Origin of the sequence: Micromonospora sp. WMMD1102 (genome assembly GCF_029626265.1) — a bacterium.
Classification (GTDB): domain Bacteria; phylum Actinomycetota; class Actinomycetes; order Mycobacteriales; family Micromonosporaceae; genus Plantactinospora.
Genome location: NZ_JARUBN010000001.1, coordinates 5,632,601 through 5,646,548, shown reverse-complemented (window position 1 = coordinate 5,646,548; position 13,948 = coordinate 5,632,601). Strand labels below are relative to the sequence as shown.

The 13,948-nt window shown below is 73.3% G+C and carries 14 protein-coding genes and 1 pseudogene; 4 read left to right on the top strand and 11 right to left on the bottom strand.

Going from position 1 to position 13,948, the window contains the following annotated elements:
- Positions 1-20: 20 nt before the first annotated feature.
- The 4 genes from O7626_RS25270 to O7626_RS25255 form a co-directional block, all read right to left on the bottom strand.
- Entirely contained in the window at positions 21-794 is a 774-nt protein-coding gene (locus tag O7626_RS25270) for a tetratricopeptide repeat protein (protein ID WP_278063584.1), read from the bottom strand.
- Between the two features lie 130 nt (positions 795-924).
- Entirely contained in the window at positions 925-1,392 is a 468-nt protein-coding gene (locus O7626_RS25265; protein ID WP_278063583.1) for a hypothetical protein, read from the bottom strand.
- A complete protein-coding gene (locus O7626_RS25260) occupies positions 1,367-2,101 on the bottom strand; it encodes a sigma-70 family RNA polymerase sigma factor (protein WP_278063582.1) in 735 nt (244 codons plus the stop codon). Before O7626_RS25260 ends, O7626_RS25265 begins: the two co-directional genes overlap by 26 nt.
- The gene (locus O7626_RS25255) at positions 2,094-3,413 is read right to left on the bottom strand and encodes a S8 family serine peptidase (protein WP_278063581.1); all 1,320 of its coding nucleotides are present in this window, start codon (positions 3,411-3,413) and stop codon (positions 2,094-2,096) included. The genes O7626_RS25260 and O7626_RS25255 overlap by 8 nt, the downstream gene beginning before the upstream one ends.
- A gap of 189 nt (positions 3,414-3,602) precedes the next feature.
- On the opposite strand from O7626_RS25255, the gene O7626_RS25250 reads away from it, so the two are divergent.
- Positions 3,603-6,212 carry a CHAT domain-containing tetratricopeptide repeat protein gene (locus O7626_RS25250; protein WP_278063580.1) on the top strand — a complete coding sequence of 870 codons (2,610 nt, stop codon included), beginning with the start codon at positions 3,603-3,605 and terminating at the stop codon, positions 6,210-6,212.
- Between the two features lie 122 nt (positions 6,213-6,334).
- Here the strand turns inward: O7626_RS25250 and O7626_RS25245 are convergent, their stop codons facing one another.
- The 6 genes and pseudogenes from O7626_RS25245 to O7626_RS25220 all read right to left on the bottom strand — a co-directional run bounded on the left by O7626_RS25245 (position 6,335) and on the right by O7626_RS25220 (position 10,202).
- The gene (locus O7626_RS25245; RefSeq protein ID WP_278063579.1) at positions 6,335-6,742 is read right to left on the bottom strand and encodes a Fur family transcriptional regulator; all 408 of its coding nucleotides are present in this window, start codon (positions 6,740-6,742) and stop codon (positions 6,335-6,337) included.
- Between the two features lie 47 nt (positions 6,743-6,789).
- A complete protein-coding gene (locus O7626_RS25240; protein ID WP_203860160.1) occupies positions 6,790-7,089 on the bottom strand; it encodes a metalloregulator ArsR/SmtB family transcription factor in 300 nt (99 codons plus the stop codon).
- 109 nt (positions 7,090-7,198) lie between these two features.
- A pseudogene (locus tag O7626_RS25235) lies at positions 7,199-8,074 on the bottom strand (metal ABC transporter permease); the annotation flags it as partial.
- Positions 8,075-8,081: 7 nt separating this feature from the next.
- Positions 8,082-8,843, bottom strand: a complete 762-nt coding sequence (locus O7626_RS25230) for a metal ABC transporter ATP-binding protein (RefSeq protein ID WP_278063578.1) — start codon at positions 8,841-8,843, stop codon at positions 8,082-8,084.
- Complete coding sequence (locus O7626_RS25225; protein WP_278063577.1) at positions 8,840-9,832, bottom strand: metal ABC transporter substrate-binding protein; 993 nt, start codon at positions 9,830-9,832, stop codon at positions 8,840-8,842. Before O7626_RS25225 ends, O7626_RS25230 begins: the two co-directional genes overlap by 4 nt.
- A 109-nt stretch (positions 9,833-9,941) precedes the next feature.
- Positions 9,942-10,202: a hypothetical protein gene (locus O7626_RS25220; RefSeq protein WP_278063576.1), complete on the bottom strand. Its 261-nt coding sequence runs from the start codon at positions 10,200-10,202 to the stop codon at positions 9,942-9,944.
- A 45-nt stretch (positions 10,203-10,247) separates the two neighbouring features.
- Here O7626_RS25220 and O7626_RS25215 point away from each other — a divergent pair, with 45 nt between their 5' ends.
- From O7626_RS25215 to O7626_RS25205, 3 genes are all read left to right on the top strand, one after another.
- Positions 10,248-10,589, top strand: a complete 342-nt coding sequence (locus O7626_RS25215; protein ID WP_278063575.1) for an antibiotic biosynthesis monooxygenase — start codon at positions 10,248-10,250, stop codon at positions 10,587-10,589.
- A gap of 242 nt (positions 10,590-10,831) precedes the next feature.
- Entirely contained in the window at positions 10,832-11,308 is a 477-nt protein-coding gene (locus O7626_RS25210) for a hypothetical protein (protein ID WP_278066308.1), read from the top strand.
- Between the two features lie 210 nt (positions 11,309-11,518).
- Positions 11,519-12,898, top strand: coding sequence for a glycine--tRNA ligase (locus tag O7626_RS25205; protein ID WP_278063574.1), 1,380 nt, complete (start codon positions 11,519-11,521; stop codon positions 12,896-12,898).
- Here O7626_RS25205 and O7626_RS25200 read toward each other — a convergent pair.
- Positions 12,895-13,917, bottom strand: coding sequence for a type IV toxin-antitoxin system AbiEi family antitoxin domain-containing protein (locus O7626_RS25200; RefSeq protein ID WP_278063573.1), 1,023 nt, complete (start codon positions 13,915-13,917; stop codon positions 12,895-12,897). The two genes, O7626_RS25205 and O7626_RS25200, sit on opposite strands and share 4 nt — an antisense overlap.
- Positions 13,918-13,948 lie beyond the last annotated feature (31 nt).

Genomic DNA, 13,948 nt, shown 5'->3' with positions numbered 1-13,948 from the left:
CCGGCTGCGCACTTGCTCGGCTACCGGCTGCTGCCGCGGTTGAAGAACATCGGCTCCGCCCGGCTGTACCGCCCGCACGACGGCGCGGCGTACCCGGGTCTGGAGCCGGTCCTGACCCGGGCGATCAACTGGGATCTGATCACCCAACAGTACGACCAGATGATCAAGTACGCGCGGGCGTTGCAGCTCGGCACCGCCGAGGCCGAGCAGATCCTGCGCCGGTTCCATAGCCGCGGCCCGAAGCACCCCACCTCGCCGCGATCGAGGAACTGGGTAGGGCGGTGCGGACGGCGTTCATCGCCGACTACCTCGCCGACCCGGCCCTGCGCCGCGAGATCCACGAAGGGTTGCAGGTCGTCGAGCAGTGGAAGTCGGCGAACCTGGCCATCCACTACGGCCGCGAGGCCGAGCTGCCCGGCACCGACCGCGAGGCCCAGGAGATCTCCATGCTCGCCCTGCACCTGCTGCAGGGCGATGCCGAGGTTGTTCAGTGCCCCGCCTTCGCCGTGTCGGGCGTCGAGCTGGCGGTAGATCTCAGCGGCTTGGGTGTGGGCGGTGATGGCCTCGTCGAACCGGCGCACCTCGGCCAGGGCGAGGCCGAGGTTGTTCAGCGCCCCGCCTTCGCGGCGTCGGTCGTCGAGCTGACGGCAGATGTCAGCGGCGAGGGTGGTGATGGTGATCCAGTCGTCAAAGTAGCGGCGGAAGCCGAGAAACCTGGCGAGAGTGAACGCGAGGCCGATGCTGGTCTGTGGCAGGTGGTGGCCAGGGGCAAACCTCTGGGCCGCCGGCGCCACCCCTCGACCGGGATGGGCGGTCGCCCCGGTCGGGCCGGTCGGGCCAGGTCAGGCGCGGAAGCCGGCTGGGCCGGGGGCTACGGCTCCCGGCCGGGTTCCGTACCCGTGGCGCTCGGCGGTGCGGGGTGGGTCAGCGGAGCGAGACCCAACTGGTCGCCACCGAATAGTCCGAGGTGCGGGCGTGCAGCTGGACCGGACCGTCGGGCGGCGGACCCAGCGAGAAGAAGCCGACCGGATCCACCGGCACCTCCTCGTACGGGCCGTGCGGGGTACGGGCGACGACCCGGCCACCGCGGGCCGGCGACAACTGGCCGACGATGCCGCTTGCGGTCACCTCGATCGCGACGGCGACCGGACCGGCGTGGAAGGCCAGGGCCCGGTCGGAGCCGGCGGACCGGGTGAGCCCGGCGGGTTCGAGGTCGCAGGCCGAGTCGAAGGTCAGCTCGGCGATGGCCAGTTCGACGTCCAGGGCCCGCCAACGCAGCGCCGCGAAGCCGGCGGACAGGAACTCCTGCTCCGGCGGCGGTCCCGCCTCCCGCAGGGCCGTACCCAGCTCGCGCAGCAGGGCGTCGTCATCGACCGGCGGCCACTGCCCCATTCCGGTCACCTCCGTTCCCCTCGGCGTCCGAGGACGACCCGACGTACGCGGCGAGCGCGGGGGAGTCGCGCAGCTTCCGCAGGCAGCGCGCCTGCGAGGGGCCGATGCTGCCGATCGGCATGCCCAGCCGCTGCGCGATCTCCCGATAGCTGGCCGGCGGGTCGGCGACCAGCAGGGACAGCAGCTCCCGGCAGCGTGCCGGAAGCTGGCCGAAACCGTCCCGGAGTGCCTGCCGGCGTTCGGCCCGGAGCAGGTTCTCGTCCGGCGCCGTGAAGTCCGGGGGGAGCAGAGCGCCGATGGTCGCCTCGACGGCGTCGTCGAGCGGGTCGAACGGCTGGGTGCGCCGGCCGACCCGGACCAGCCGGTAACACTCCCGTCGGGTGGTGGTGACCAGCCAGGTCGCCAGGGCGGCCGGCTCGCGTACCCGGTCCAGGTGCTCGACCAGGCGCAGCCAGACGGTCTGGTTCACGTCCGCCGCGTCGGTGCGGTTGAGCCGGTGCGCCCGGATGACCGAGAGCACCAGCGGGGTGTAGCGGCGGACCAGTTCTGCCCAGGCGAACTCGTCACCGTTCGTGGCGGCGGCGACCAGCACGGTGAGGATCCCGTCCGGCGCCGGGCCGTCCGTGGTCCGGACGTCCGGCCCCGCACTCCCGGACCCGTGCGTCGGGCAGGCTTCGGGGGGCGCGGTCCGGTCCGGACGCTCAGTCAACGAGTACGCCATAGTCGGGGTGCCAGACGGGCTGGGCGAGCAGGAACTGGCGGGCCTGTTCGGCGTCGAGCCCGTTGCCGGTCATCACGGCGGCCAGCCGGCCCGAGACGTGTGCCGCCGCGAAGGAGGTGCCGGCCCAGCTCGCGTACCCGAGGAACTGCCTGGCGGGCAGCCCGGGCAGCAGCAGCCGGCCGTCGACGAAGGTGCTGGTCCGCTCGCCGACGGCACACACGTCCACCCAGGAGCCGTGGTTGCTGTACGGTGCCGGGGCCAGCCCGGCCGCGTCCCGGCTGACCGCGGCCACCGCGAGCACCTCGGGCAGTGCCGCCGGCCAGGTCGGCCGGCTGGTGCCGGCGTTGCCGGCGGACGCGACGACGACGCTGCCCTGCCGCCGGCCGCCGAGGACGTTCGCCAGCGGCAGCGGCGGCAGGTCGTCCTGGGTGAAACAACCGAGCGACAGGTTGACGATCGACACCTGGGGGTCGAGGGCGGCCAGCGCGGCCACCAGCATTTCCTCGTCACCGATGCCGGTCGGGTGCAGCGCCGGCTCGGGATCGAACGACACGCCCGGCGCGGCCTGCCGGACCACTCCGGCGACGAAGGTGCCGTGCCCGCCCTGCGGGCCGAGCACGTCGGTGTGCAGGTAGAGCGGGTCCTCGTCGTCGACCTGCGGCAGGTAGCTGCCGCCGAGCCACAGCGGGTGCCGGCTGTCGGCGAGCCGCCAGACCCCGGTGTCGCAGACGCCGACCGTCACCCCGGCGCCGTCCCGCGCGTGCGCCGGATCCGGCGCGGGCAGCGCGGCGGCGACCTGGGGCGGGCCGCCGGGATTGCCCATGATGTTGCCGTAGCCGACCAGCAGGTGGTGCGGCTGCACCCGGGGGACCGGCTGCTCGGGCCACTGCCGTGGGTCGCGCAGTTTCGCCACCACCGCGGGCACCTCGGTCTCCCGGTCGAAGCGCAGCCGGGTGACGCCGGCGAACCGGCCGCCCGGGGTGGCCTGGTGCCCCGCCTTCCGCAGCGCGGCCAGCACCCGTTGGGCGTCCGGGTCGGCTACCAGCAACTGCCGGGGGCGGTAGAGGAACTCCCGGCCGGTCTCGCCGTGCAGTCGCACCTCGGGATCGGCGGCCAGCAGTTGCTGGAATGCCCGCTGGTACGCGTCGTCGTCGCCCTCGCCGCCGGAGCCGGCGCCGGCCGGACCCGGTCGCAGTCCGGCGCCCAACGGGGTGGCCGCGGCCAGCGCGGCCAGCGCCAGGAGATGCCGACGGGAGAACCGACCGGCCGAACGCGGCGCGACGGGACGGGACGGCGACACCGGTCCTCCAAATGAGCGAAGAAAGTGCGGTGGAGTGGTCAACTTCTCGGACGTTCCCCGGCGGCGTCAATTCTTTTCCACCGATAGTTGGTTGTCAATAATTGTCGGCCCGGCGGACGGCCCGGAATCACCTCTTTTCGGATAACCGCACAGATTGACCGAAGGTCATTTATCGGGGATTCTATCCGGATGGGTGACAGCGTCGGCTCCGCCGCGGCGACGGCCCGGGCCGCGCTCGACGCCGTCCAGCGCTATCCCCGCGAGGCGATCACCATCGGCCGGCGGGTGCTGACGACCGGGCAACCCGACCCGGACGAGCGGTCCACCGCCGAACGGGCCATCGGGCTCGCCCTGCGGGAACTCAACGACCTGCCGGGAGCCCTGCGGCACCTGCGCCGCGCGCTGCGGGCCGCCGGGACGCCCCGGGTGGCGGCGCTGGCCAGGATGAGCCTCGGGTACGTGCTCGCCAACGCCGGCCGCACCTCCGCCGCCCTGGCCGCGGTCACCTCGGCACTGCCCGAGCTGACCGGCGCCGACGCCGGGCGGGCCCGGATGCAGCGGGGCGTGGTGCTGCACTTCCGGGGCCAGTTCGAGGAGGCGATCCGGGAGTACGGGATCGCGGTGGAGATCGCCCGCCGCGAGGGCGACCTGCCGCTGGAGGCACGCGCCCGGAACAACCGGGGACTGCTCAACGCCCACCGGGGCGCGACCCTGGGCGCCGACGACCTCGGCTGCGCCGCCGCCATCTTCCAGCGGCTCGGACTGGACCTGGCCGCTGCCGACGTGCGGTGGAACCTCGGCATCGCCGCCGGCCACGGCGGCGACATCCCGGGGGCGCTGCGCCGCTTCGCCGCCGTCGAGGAGGAGTACGCCCAGCTCAGGGTGCCCCGGCCGGCGCTGCTGCTGGACCGGTTCGAACTGCTGCTCTCGGTGCCGCTGGTGGAGGAGGCGGTCGAGGTGGCCGGCCTCGCCGTCCGGGAACTGCGGCGGCGCGGAATGGCTTCGGATCTCGCCGAGGCGCTGCTCGCCCAGGCGCGGGCCGCGTTGCTCGCCGGTGACCTGGCCACGGCCACCGAGTCCGCCGCCGCCGCCCGGGTCCGGTTCCGCCGCCAGGGTCGCCGCACCTGGGCCGCCTTCGCCCGGCACGTCGAACTGCGCGCGGAACTGCGCCGGGGTACCCGCTCGGCGGCGCTGCTGGCCGCGATGGTCCGTACCGCCGACCAGCTCGACGGCACCGGATGGCCGGGACCGGCGCTTACCACCCGGATCGAGGCCGCCGGGCTGGCCGCCGCGCTCGACCGCACCGGGCGGGCCCTCGAACTGCTGGCGGTCGCCGCCCGGGCACGCCGCCGGGGCACGGCGTCCCGGCGGGCGCAGGGCTGGTACGCGTTGGCGCTGTCCCGCCGGCTCGCCGGGGACCACCGGGGTGGCGCCCGCGCCCTGCGCCGCGGACTGGCGGTGCTCGACGGCTACCGGGCCGCGCTGGGCGCCACCGAACTGCGCGCGCACAGCGGCGCACATGGCCAGGAACTCGCGGCCGAGGGAGTCGACCTCGCGATCAGCTCCGGTACGCCGGCCCGGGTGCTCGCCTGGACGGAGCGGTGGCGGGCCAGCACGCTGCGGATGCGGGCCGTCCTGCCACCCCAGGACGTCGGACTGGCCGCCGCCCTCGCCGAGCTGCGGATGGTCAGCGGCGCGCTGGAGGAGGCCCTGCTCGCGGGCCGGCCGGTGACCGCGCTGCGCGGTCGCCAGGCCCGGCTCGAACGACACATCCGGGAACTGGCCCGGGGGGTCGACGGCGGCGGCGGACTGCTGGCACCGCCGGGCCTGCGCACCCTCGCCGAGGAACTCGGCCCGGCGGTACTCGTGGAACTCGTGGCCCACCGGGAGCGGCTGCGGGCGGTGCTGCTCCGGGACGGCCGGGCGACCCTGCACGACCTCGGCCAGGTCGAGGCGGCGCTGCACGCGGCCCGGCTGCACCGGTTCGGCCTGCGCCGGCTGGTCGTCACCGGGGACACCCCGGACGCCCGGGCCGGGGTGTCGCACACCTCGGAAGTGCTGGACCGGCAGCTCTTCGGGCCGCTCCGGGCACACCTGGCCGACCGGCCACTCGTGCTGGTGCCGATCGGGGAGTTGCACGCGGTCGCCTGGTCCGGGCTGCCGACCTGCGCCGGACGGCCGGTGACGGTGGCTCCGTCGGCGACGGCGTGGCTCGCCGCCAGCCGGCGTACGCTGCCGGACGGCCCGCCGCTGCTGGCCGCCGGCCCGCGCCTGCCCGCCGCCGCGACCGAGGTACGCCAACTGGCCCGGGTGCTGCCGGGGGCACGCGTGCTGACCGGCGCGGACGCGACCGCCGAGGCGGTGACCAGCGCCTTGGACGGGGCCCGACTGGCACACGTCGCGGCGCACGGCACGTTCCGGGCCGACAACCCGCTCTTCTCCACACTGGAACTCGCCGACGGCCCGCTTACCGCCTACGAGTTGGAGCGGCTGCCCCGGCCGCCCGGCTGTGTGGTGCTCTCCGCCTGCGACTCGGGGCGCTCCGGCGTACGCCCGGGGGACGAGGTGATGGGCTTCAGCTCCGTACTGCTGGCCATCGGTGCCAGCAGCCTGGTCGCCACCGTGCTGCCGGTGCCGGCGGACCTGACCACCGCGCTGATGCTGGACCTGCACCGCCGGATGGCTGCCGGTGCCCGGCCGGCGTCGGCGCTCGCCGCCGCCCAGCGGGAGTTCGCCGCCAGCGGGGACGGTTCCGCGCGGGCCACGGCGGCGGCCTTCGTCTGCTTCGGAGCGGGCTGACCAGCCGGGCCCCGGGTGCGGGCTGACCAGCTGTGTCCCGGGTGCGGGCTGACCAGCTGTGTCCCGGGTGCGGACTGACCAGCCGGGTCCCGGGTGCGGGCTGGTTCGCCGGGTCCCCGGGGTCAGCGCTTGGCGCAGTCCGGGCAGGTGCCGAAGATTTCCAGGGTGTGGCTGACGTCGGAGAAGCCGTGCTTGTTGGCGACCCGGTCGGCCCAGCTCTCCACGGCCGGCCCCTCCACCTCGACCGTACGGCCGCAGGCCCGGCAGACCAGGTGGTGGTGGTGGCCCTCGCTGCACCGCCGGTAGAGGTGCTCACCGCCCGGCGGTCGCATCACGTCGATCTCACCCGCGTCGGCGAGCCCCTGGAGGGTGCGGTAGACGGTGGTCAGGCCGACCCGCTCGCCCCGGCTGCGGAGCATGGCGTGCAGGTCTTGGGCGCTGTGGAAGCCCTCGACCTCGCCGAGCAGTGCGCTGACCGCGCTGCGCTGTCGGGTGTTGCGTACCGCCGCGCCGCTGTCCGTCGCCGCCATCTCGCCCTCCTCGCGTCGTCTCAGGTGCCTGCCGGACGTCCTGGGCGTCAGGTGGCTTCCCCCGAATGGCTCACCGCGTCCGCCACGATATGCGCGATGTGTTCGTCGACCAAGGTATAGGCGATTTCCCGACCGCGCCGCGAGCCGCGCACCACGCCGGCCCCGCGGAGCACCCGCAGGTGTTGGGAGACCAGCGGCTGCGGTGCGCCGAGGGTTTCCACCAGTTCGTGCACGCAGCGTTCACCGTGCGCGAGTTCGCTGACGATGGCGAGCCGGATCGGTGCGGCGAGTGCCCGCAGCAGCTCACCGGCGCCCGCATAGGCCTCGTAGGCGTTCGTGCTCGTCACCCTGTAACGGTAACGGTTGTTAACGCCGGGCCGCCGTTCGGTGCGCCGTCCCAAGGTCGACCGCCGCCGGGTCGACCGGGGCGGGACCGGCCGCCGGGGCTGGCGGTGCGGCCGGGCCGAGCAGCACGTCACAGGGTTCGACGTGCGGCTCCGGCCCGGCCACGGCCCGCCGCCGGGCCAGCGCCCGGCGTACCGCCACGCCGACCGACACCACCAGGAACAGGCCGATCGCCAGGATCACGATGGTGGCTCCGAGCGCGGTGTTGGCGGTGCCGGCCAGCCACACCCCGGAGCCGGAGGCGAGCAGGCCCAGCCCCATCGCGGCGACCATGGTGCCGAGGAAACCGCGGGTGAACAGCTGCGCGGTGGCCACCGGCACCACCATCAGGGCGCTGATCAGTAACAGTCCGACCGCCCGCATCGCGATGGTCACGGTCACCGCCGTGGTCACCGCGAGCAGCAGGTTCAGCGCCCGGACCGGCAGCCCGGAGACCCGGGCGTACTCCTCGTCGTGGCAGATCGCGAAGAGTGCCGGGCGCAGCCCGACCATGGTGACCAGGACCACCGCCGCGAGCACCACGATCACCACCAGATCCTGCGGTGACGTCGTGGTCAGCGAGCCGAAGAGGTACGCCAGCAGGTTGGCGTTGCTCCGGCTGCCGGAGAGCCCGACGAGCATCACGCCACCGGCGATGCCGCCGTAGAAGAGCATCGCCAGTGCGACGTCGCCGGAGGTGCGGCCGCGTTCCCGGATCAGCTCGATGGCGACCGCGGCGACCGCCGCCACGAGCACCGCGGTCAGCACCGGGGACTGGTGGAGCAGCAGCCCGACCCCGACCCCGGTCAGCGCGACGTGCCCGACCCCGTCGCCGATCAGCGACATCCGGCGCTGCACCAGATAGATGCCGAGGGCCGGGGCGGTCAGCCCGATCACCAGCGCCCCGACCAGGGCGCGGATCATGAACTCGTACTGGAAGATGCTCATGTCGCCCTCACTTGCCCCACATCCCGGTGGACTCCTCCGGCGCGTGCGGGTGGACGTGGTCGTGTCCGGGCGCGGCGTGGTGCCCGACCGGTTCCGGGACCGCGCCGTCGTGCGCGATCGTCCCGTCGTGTACGACCACCGCCCGGGTGACCACCCCGGCCAGCGGCCCGAGTTCGTGCGCGACAAGCAGCACCGTCCCGCCACCGGCGACGAACCCGCGCAGCGCCTCGGCGAAGGCGTCCTGGCTGGCGGAGTCGACTCCGGCGGTCGGCTCGTCGAGGACCAGCAGCTCGGGCCCGCCGGCCAGCGCCCGGGCGATCAGGGTGCGCTGCTGCTGCCCGCCGGAGAGGGTGGCCACCGGGTCGCCGGCCCGGTCGGCGAGCCCGACGGCGGCCAGCGCCTCGGCCACCGCCGCCCGGTCGACCCGCCCCGGCGGCCGGAACACGCCCCGCCGGGCCAGCCGGCCGGAGGCGACCACCTCGGCCACGGTGGCCGGTACGCCGCTGCCGGCGCCCATCCGCTGCGGCACGTACCCGATCCTGGCCCACTGCCGGAACCGGCGCTGCGGGGTGCCGAACAGGGTGACCGCCCCGGCGGCCAGCGGCACCAGGTTGAGGATCGCCCGGATCAGCGTGGACTTGCCGGAGCCGTTGGCGCCGAGTACGGCGACCACCTCGCCCGGCTCCACCCGCAGGGAGACGCCGCGCAGCACGGGACGGTCGGCGTAGGCGACCACCCCGTGCTGCACGGTGACGACAGGTTCGGTCATGAACATCCCAACGCGGTCCTCAGGGCACCCAGGTTGCTGCGCATCACCGAAAGGTAGTCCCCGGTGCTGTCCGGTTGCAGGCCCTCGATCGGATCCAGTACGGCGGTCTTCGCCCCGACCTCCCGGGCGATCGTCTCGGCGACCTTCGGGCTGACCAGCGTCTCGAAGAAGATCGTGGTGGTCTTGTGCTCCCGGGCCTCGGCGGCCACCTCGGCCAGCCGCTGCGGGGCCGGCTCGTCCTCCGGGGTCAGCCCGGAGATGCCGATTTGCTCCAGTTGGTAGCGCTGGGCCAGGTATCCGAAGGCGGTGTGGCTGGTCACCAGTTCCCGCCGCTGGCAGGTCTTCAGCCCCTGGGCGTACTCGGAGTCCAGGGCCTCCAGTTCGGTGCGCAGCGTCCCGGCCCGGGTGGTGTAGTCGGCGGCCCGGTCCGGGTCGACCGTGCCCAGCCGCTCGGCCAGCTTGTCGGCGATCCCGGCCAGCCGGGTCGGGTCGAGCCAGACGTGCGGGTCCTTGCCGGTGGCCTCCCCCTCGTGCTTCTCCCCGGCGGCGCCCTCGCCCTCGTGCGCCTCCTCCTCCTGGTGGCCCTCCGCGCCCTCGTGCTCGTGCCCGCCCTCCGTCGCGTCCAACAGCGGCGCCACGCCTGCCACGTCGAAGGCCCGGTCGCCGGCCTGCTGGCTGACCGCCTCGTCCACGCTCGGCTGGAAGCCGGCCAGGTAGACCACCAGTTCCGCGTCGCTGACCTGGCCGACCTGACCGGGGTTGAGTTCCAGGTCGTGCGGCTCGGCGCCGGGCTTGGCGAGGTTCGTCACCCGGACGGCGTCCCCGCCGACCCGCTCGGCGACGAACTGGAGGGGATAGAAGGCGGCGACGACGTCGACCCGGTCGGGGTCGGCGCCGCTGCCGTCACCCCCGCAGGCGGCGACGCCGGTCAGCGCGAGCAGGCCGGTGGTGGCGAGGGCGGCGGTACGGAGGGCGGAGCGGATCACCATGCCCTCTACTTTCCGCGACAATGAGAATGATTGTCAAAAACGCATGCTTGCATGAAACGGCTTCACGGGTTCCGTCGCGGGTGCCGGACCACCGGCGGGCGGACGGGGGTCATCCGGCGATCTTCACCAGGGCGGCACCGACCAGCAGGGTCAGGATCACCAGCCGGAGGGTCCGGGTCGCCGGGCGCTGCACCGGCCAGGTGGTCACCAGCAGCGCGGCCAGCCCGGCGGCCAGGGCCAGCAGCACCGCCCCGCCGACGATCCCCGGCGCGAAGAGGCCGAGCAGCACCAGCACCAGTGCGGCCAGGAACATCGTCGTCGGGTTGACCCGGGCCAGGCGGGTCAGCAGGGCGCTCTGCGTACGCTGCATCCCACAGACTCTACGAGATCCCGGAACCTGCGGCAGGAGGCGTACGTGTTGGTGACCAACCGGTTCGTGGTGGCGGAGGAGACCGCCGCGACCTTCACGGAGCGGGCCCACGCCGCGCTGGCCGCCCTCGCCGCCCGGCCGGGATACCGCCGGGGCGAACTGCTGCGGGCCCTTGACGACCCCCGGCACTGGTGCCTGGTCACCGAGTGGGAGTCGGTCGGCACCTACCGGCGGGCCCTCGGCGCCTTCGACGTCAAGGTCGACGCGACTCCGCTGCTCGCCGAGTCGCTCGACGAGCCCTCCGCGTACGAGACGCTGGCCAGCGCCGAACCGGACGGCCAGGTCGAAGTCACCCCGAGCGACCGGGCCACCGACCCCGCCCGGTGACTCTGCCCGGTGACTCCGGCCGGTGATGACCCGGGCACTACCCTTTCCCCATGACCGTTCCCGGGCCGCCCGGCGGGCCGCCGCCCCCACCCGAGTCCGTCCGGCCCGACGACCAGGCCCCGCCCGGTGCCCCCGGGCCGCAGCGCGGCTACGCCCCGCCGCCCGGCTACGCCCCGCCGCCCGGCTACGCCATGCAGCCCAATTTCGGGCCGCCGCCCGGCTACGGGCAGGTTCTGCCGGCCGTGCCGGCACCGCCGGCCGGGCCCGGTGTCGAGCCGGTCTTCGCCGCGCCGCCCAGCGAGGGGCGTGGCGCGCGGCTGTGGCTCGGGCTCGGGGTGGCGGCGCTGGCCGTCGTACTCTTCTGCGGCGGGGGCGGAGCCGCCCTGGCCGGTCTGCTGGTCTTCGGCTCCCAGGCGTTGAACGAGCAGGCCCGCTCGGTGGTCACCGACTACTTCGAGGCACTCGACGACGACGACCTCGACAAGGCGTACGACCTGCTCTGCGAGTCCGCGCAGCAGGTGGAGTCGCCGGCCGAGTTCGCCCGCCGGGTCGGTGCCGAACCGGACATCGCCTCGTTCCGGATCGGCGACGTGTCGCTGACCAGCGAGCTGAGCGTGCCGGTGGACGTGACGTACGCCAGTGGGGGGCAGGACAGTCTCCGGGCCCTGCTCGACCAGGACCAGTCCAGCGGCGGGCTGCGGGTGTGCGAGATCAGCTGACCGGCGTGGCCGCCCGGCCGGGCGGCGGCGGTGTCACCGCCGAGGTGGAGTAATCTGCTGGGCTCGGGGACGCGGGTGGCCGTACCGTGGTGCGGAGCACCGCCCGAGCCAGGTCCTGGTGCCGTCCCTGCCCGCCGTGTCCGACCGTTGTCCCCGTTGACCGCCCCGACAGATGTCCCCGCCGGCCGCCAGCCGGTGTAGGAGGTAGCCATGCCAGCCGACCGCATCGACGCCGTCGTCAGTCTCGCGAAGCGCCGAGGCTTCGTCTTCCCGTCCAGCGAGATCTACGGGGGCACCCGGTCGGCCTGGGACTACGGCCCGCTCGGCGTCGAGCTGAAGGAGAACGTCCGGCGCCAGTGGTGGCGGAGCATGGTGCAGCAGCGGGACGACATCGTCGGCCTCGACTCGGCGGTGATCCTCGCCCGGGACGTCTGGGCCGCCTCCGGCCACCTGGACGCCTTCGTCGACCCGCTGACCGAGTGCCAGTCCTGCCACAAGCGGTTCCGGGCCGACCACCTCGAAGAGGCGTACGCGGAGAAGCACGGCAACCCGCCGGCCTCGCTGGCCGAGCTGAACTGCCCGAACTGCGGCAACAAGGGCACCTTCACCGAGCCCCGGATGTTCAACGGCCTGATGAAGACCTACCTCGGCCCGGTGGAGAGCGAGGAGGGGCTGCACTACCTCCGGCCGGAGACCGCGCAGGGCATCTTCGTCAACTACAACAACGTCGCCGCGTCGGCCCGCAAGAAGCCGCCGTTCGGCATCGCCCAGGTCGGCAAGTCGTTCCGCAACGAGATCACCCCGGGCAACTTCATCTTCCGGACCCGCGAGTTCGAGCAGATGGAGATGGAGTTCTTCGTCGAGCCGGGCAGCGACGAGGAATGGCACGAGTACTGGCTGCGCGAGCGCTGGAACTGGTATCTCGACCTCGGCCTGACCGAGGAGAACCTGCGCTTCTTCGAGCACCCGCAGGAGAAGCTCTCGCACTACTCGAAGCGGACCGTCGACATCGAGTACCGCTTCCGGTTCGGCGGCACCGAGTTCTCCGAGCTGGAGGGCATCGCGAACCGCACCGACTTCGACCTCTCCACGCACAGCAAGCACTCCGGTGTCGACCTGTCCTACTTCGACCAGGAGAAGCAGCAGCGCTGGGTGCCGTACGTGATCGAGCCGGCCGCCGGCCTGACCCGGGCGGTGCTCGCCTTCCTGCTGGAGGCGTACGACGAGGACGAGGCGCCGAACACCAAGGGCGGGGTCGACAAGCGCACCGTACTCCGCTTCGACCCCCGGCTCTCCCCGGTCAAGGTGGCCGTGCTGCCGCTCTCCCGCAACCCCTCGCTCTCGCCGAAGGCGAAGGACCTGGCTGCCGCGCTGCGCAGGCGCTGGGTGGTGGAGTTCGACGACTCGCAGGCGATCGGCCGCCGCTACCGCCGGCAGGACGAGATCGGCACCCCGTTCTGCGTCACCGTCGACTTCGACACCCTGGACGACAACGCCGTGACGGTACGCAACCGGGACAGCATGACCCAGGAGCGGGTCAGCCTCGACCAGGTCGAGCAGTACCTGCTCGAGCGCCTGCCCGGCTGCTAAGACCCAGGTGTAAGGAAGGGCCCCCGCTTATCGGATTCTGCGGTAGCGGGGGCCCCGCCTAACAACACCCCGCACCGTGCGCCGAAACCTCGGCGGGACCGGTACGCGTCCTCGACGATCTGCCGAACTCGATGGGGCTCCCGGCGGATCTGGGCCGGCGGAAAGTGCAGGATCAGCAGGCCATGCCGGCTCAGTTCGTTGTGTCGATCCATGGTGCGGTGCCAGTCGGCCGGCGCGAAGTGAAACTCCTGCGAGTCGACCTCCAGCGCGATCGCGGCGTCCGCGAGGTAGCCGTCCGGGGTCGGCAGGCTCGACCGGTCCGGGCCGAGCAGTCGAGGATTCCAGATGATCTCCGGCAGCAACCGGCTGTTGGACAGGCAAGCCCGAAGTTCCGCCTCCGGCGCCGATCGGGTTCCCTGGACGACCTCCTGGAAGGCCCGGCGTACCAGCGCTGTGCGGCTGCGGCCAGCCCGGACGACCTCCTCGTCCAGCGCCCTCAGGTCGGTGTAGCTCCGTTGGATGGCCTCCGCCACGATCGCCCGTACCATTCGAAGGTCACGCAGGTCGCGGGAGGTGTCGACCACCGCGCGGGCTGGCGAGCACACCTGGTATAGACCCCCGTCCCGGGCACGATCGTCGAGGGAGAGGGTCCGGCAGACCCGGACATGGCCTGCCGAGGCGCGACGGGTGTCGTGCGGCACGATGAGCTGCGTCTCCGGCGTTTTCGGGGCGTAGCGGAAGCCGTACCACCGTAGTGCCGCCGGTCCGGTGAGCTGTCCGCTCCGACCGACGTAGAGCACGGCGGCGATGAGTCGCTGTTCGTCGGTGAGAGTGCCCGTGACCAGGGCGTACGTCGCCGGCAACACTCGTTGCCAGCGACCGCGTCGGGTCTGGCGGTACATGTGCATGTCGTCGAAGCCGGCGGCAAGCAACTGGGATCGTGTGACAATCTGCTGCTGGCGCACCGCGAGGCTGTCGATGCTCTGCCGCTGTTCAGCGGACGGGTCGGCGTTGGTCATTCGTGCAGGCTGCTTCGATCGCCCGTACGCC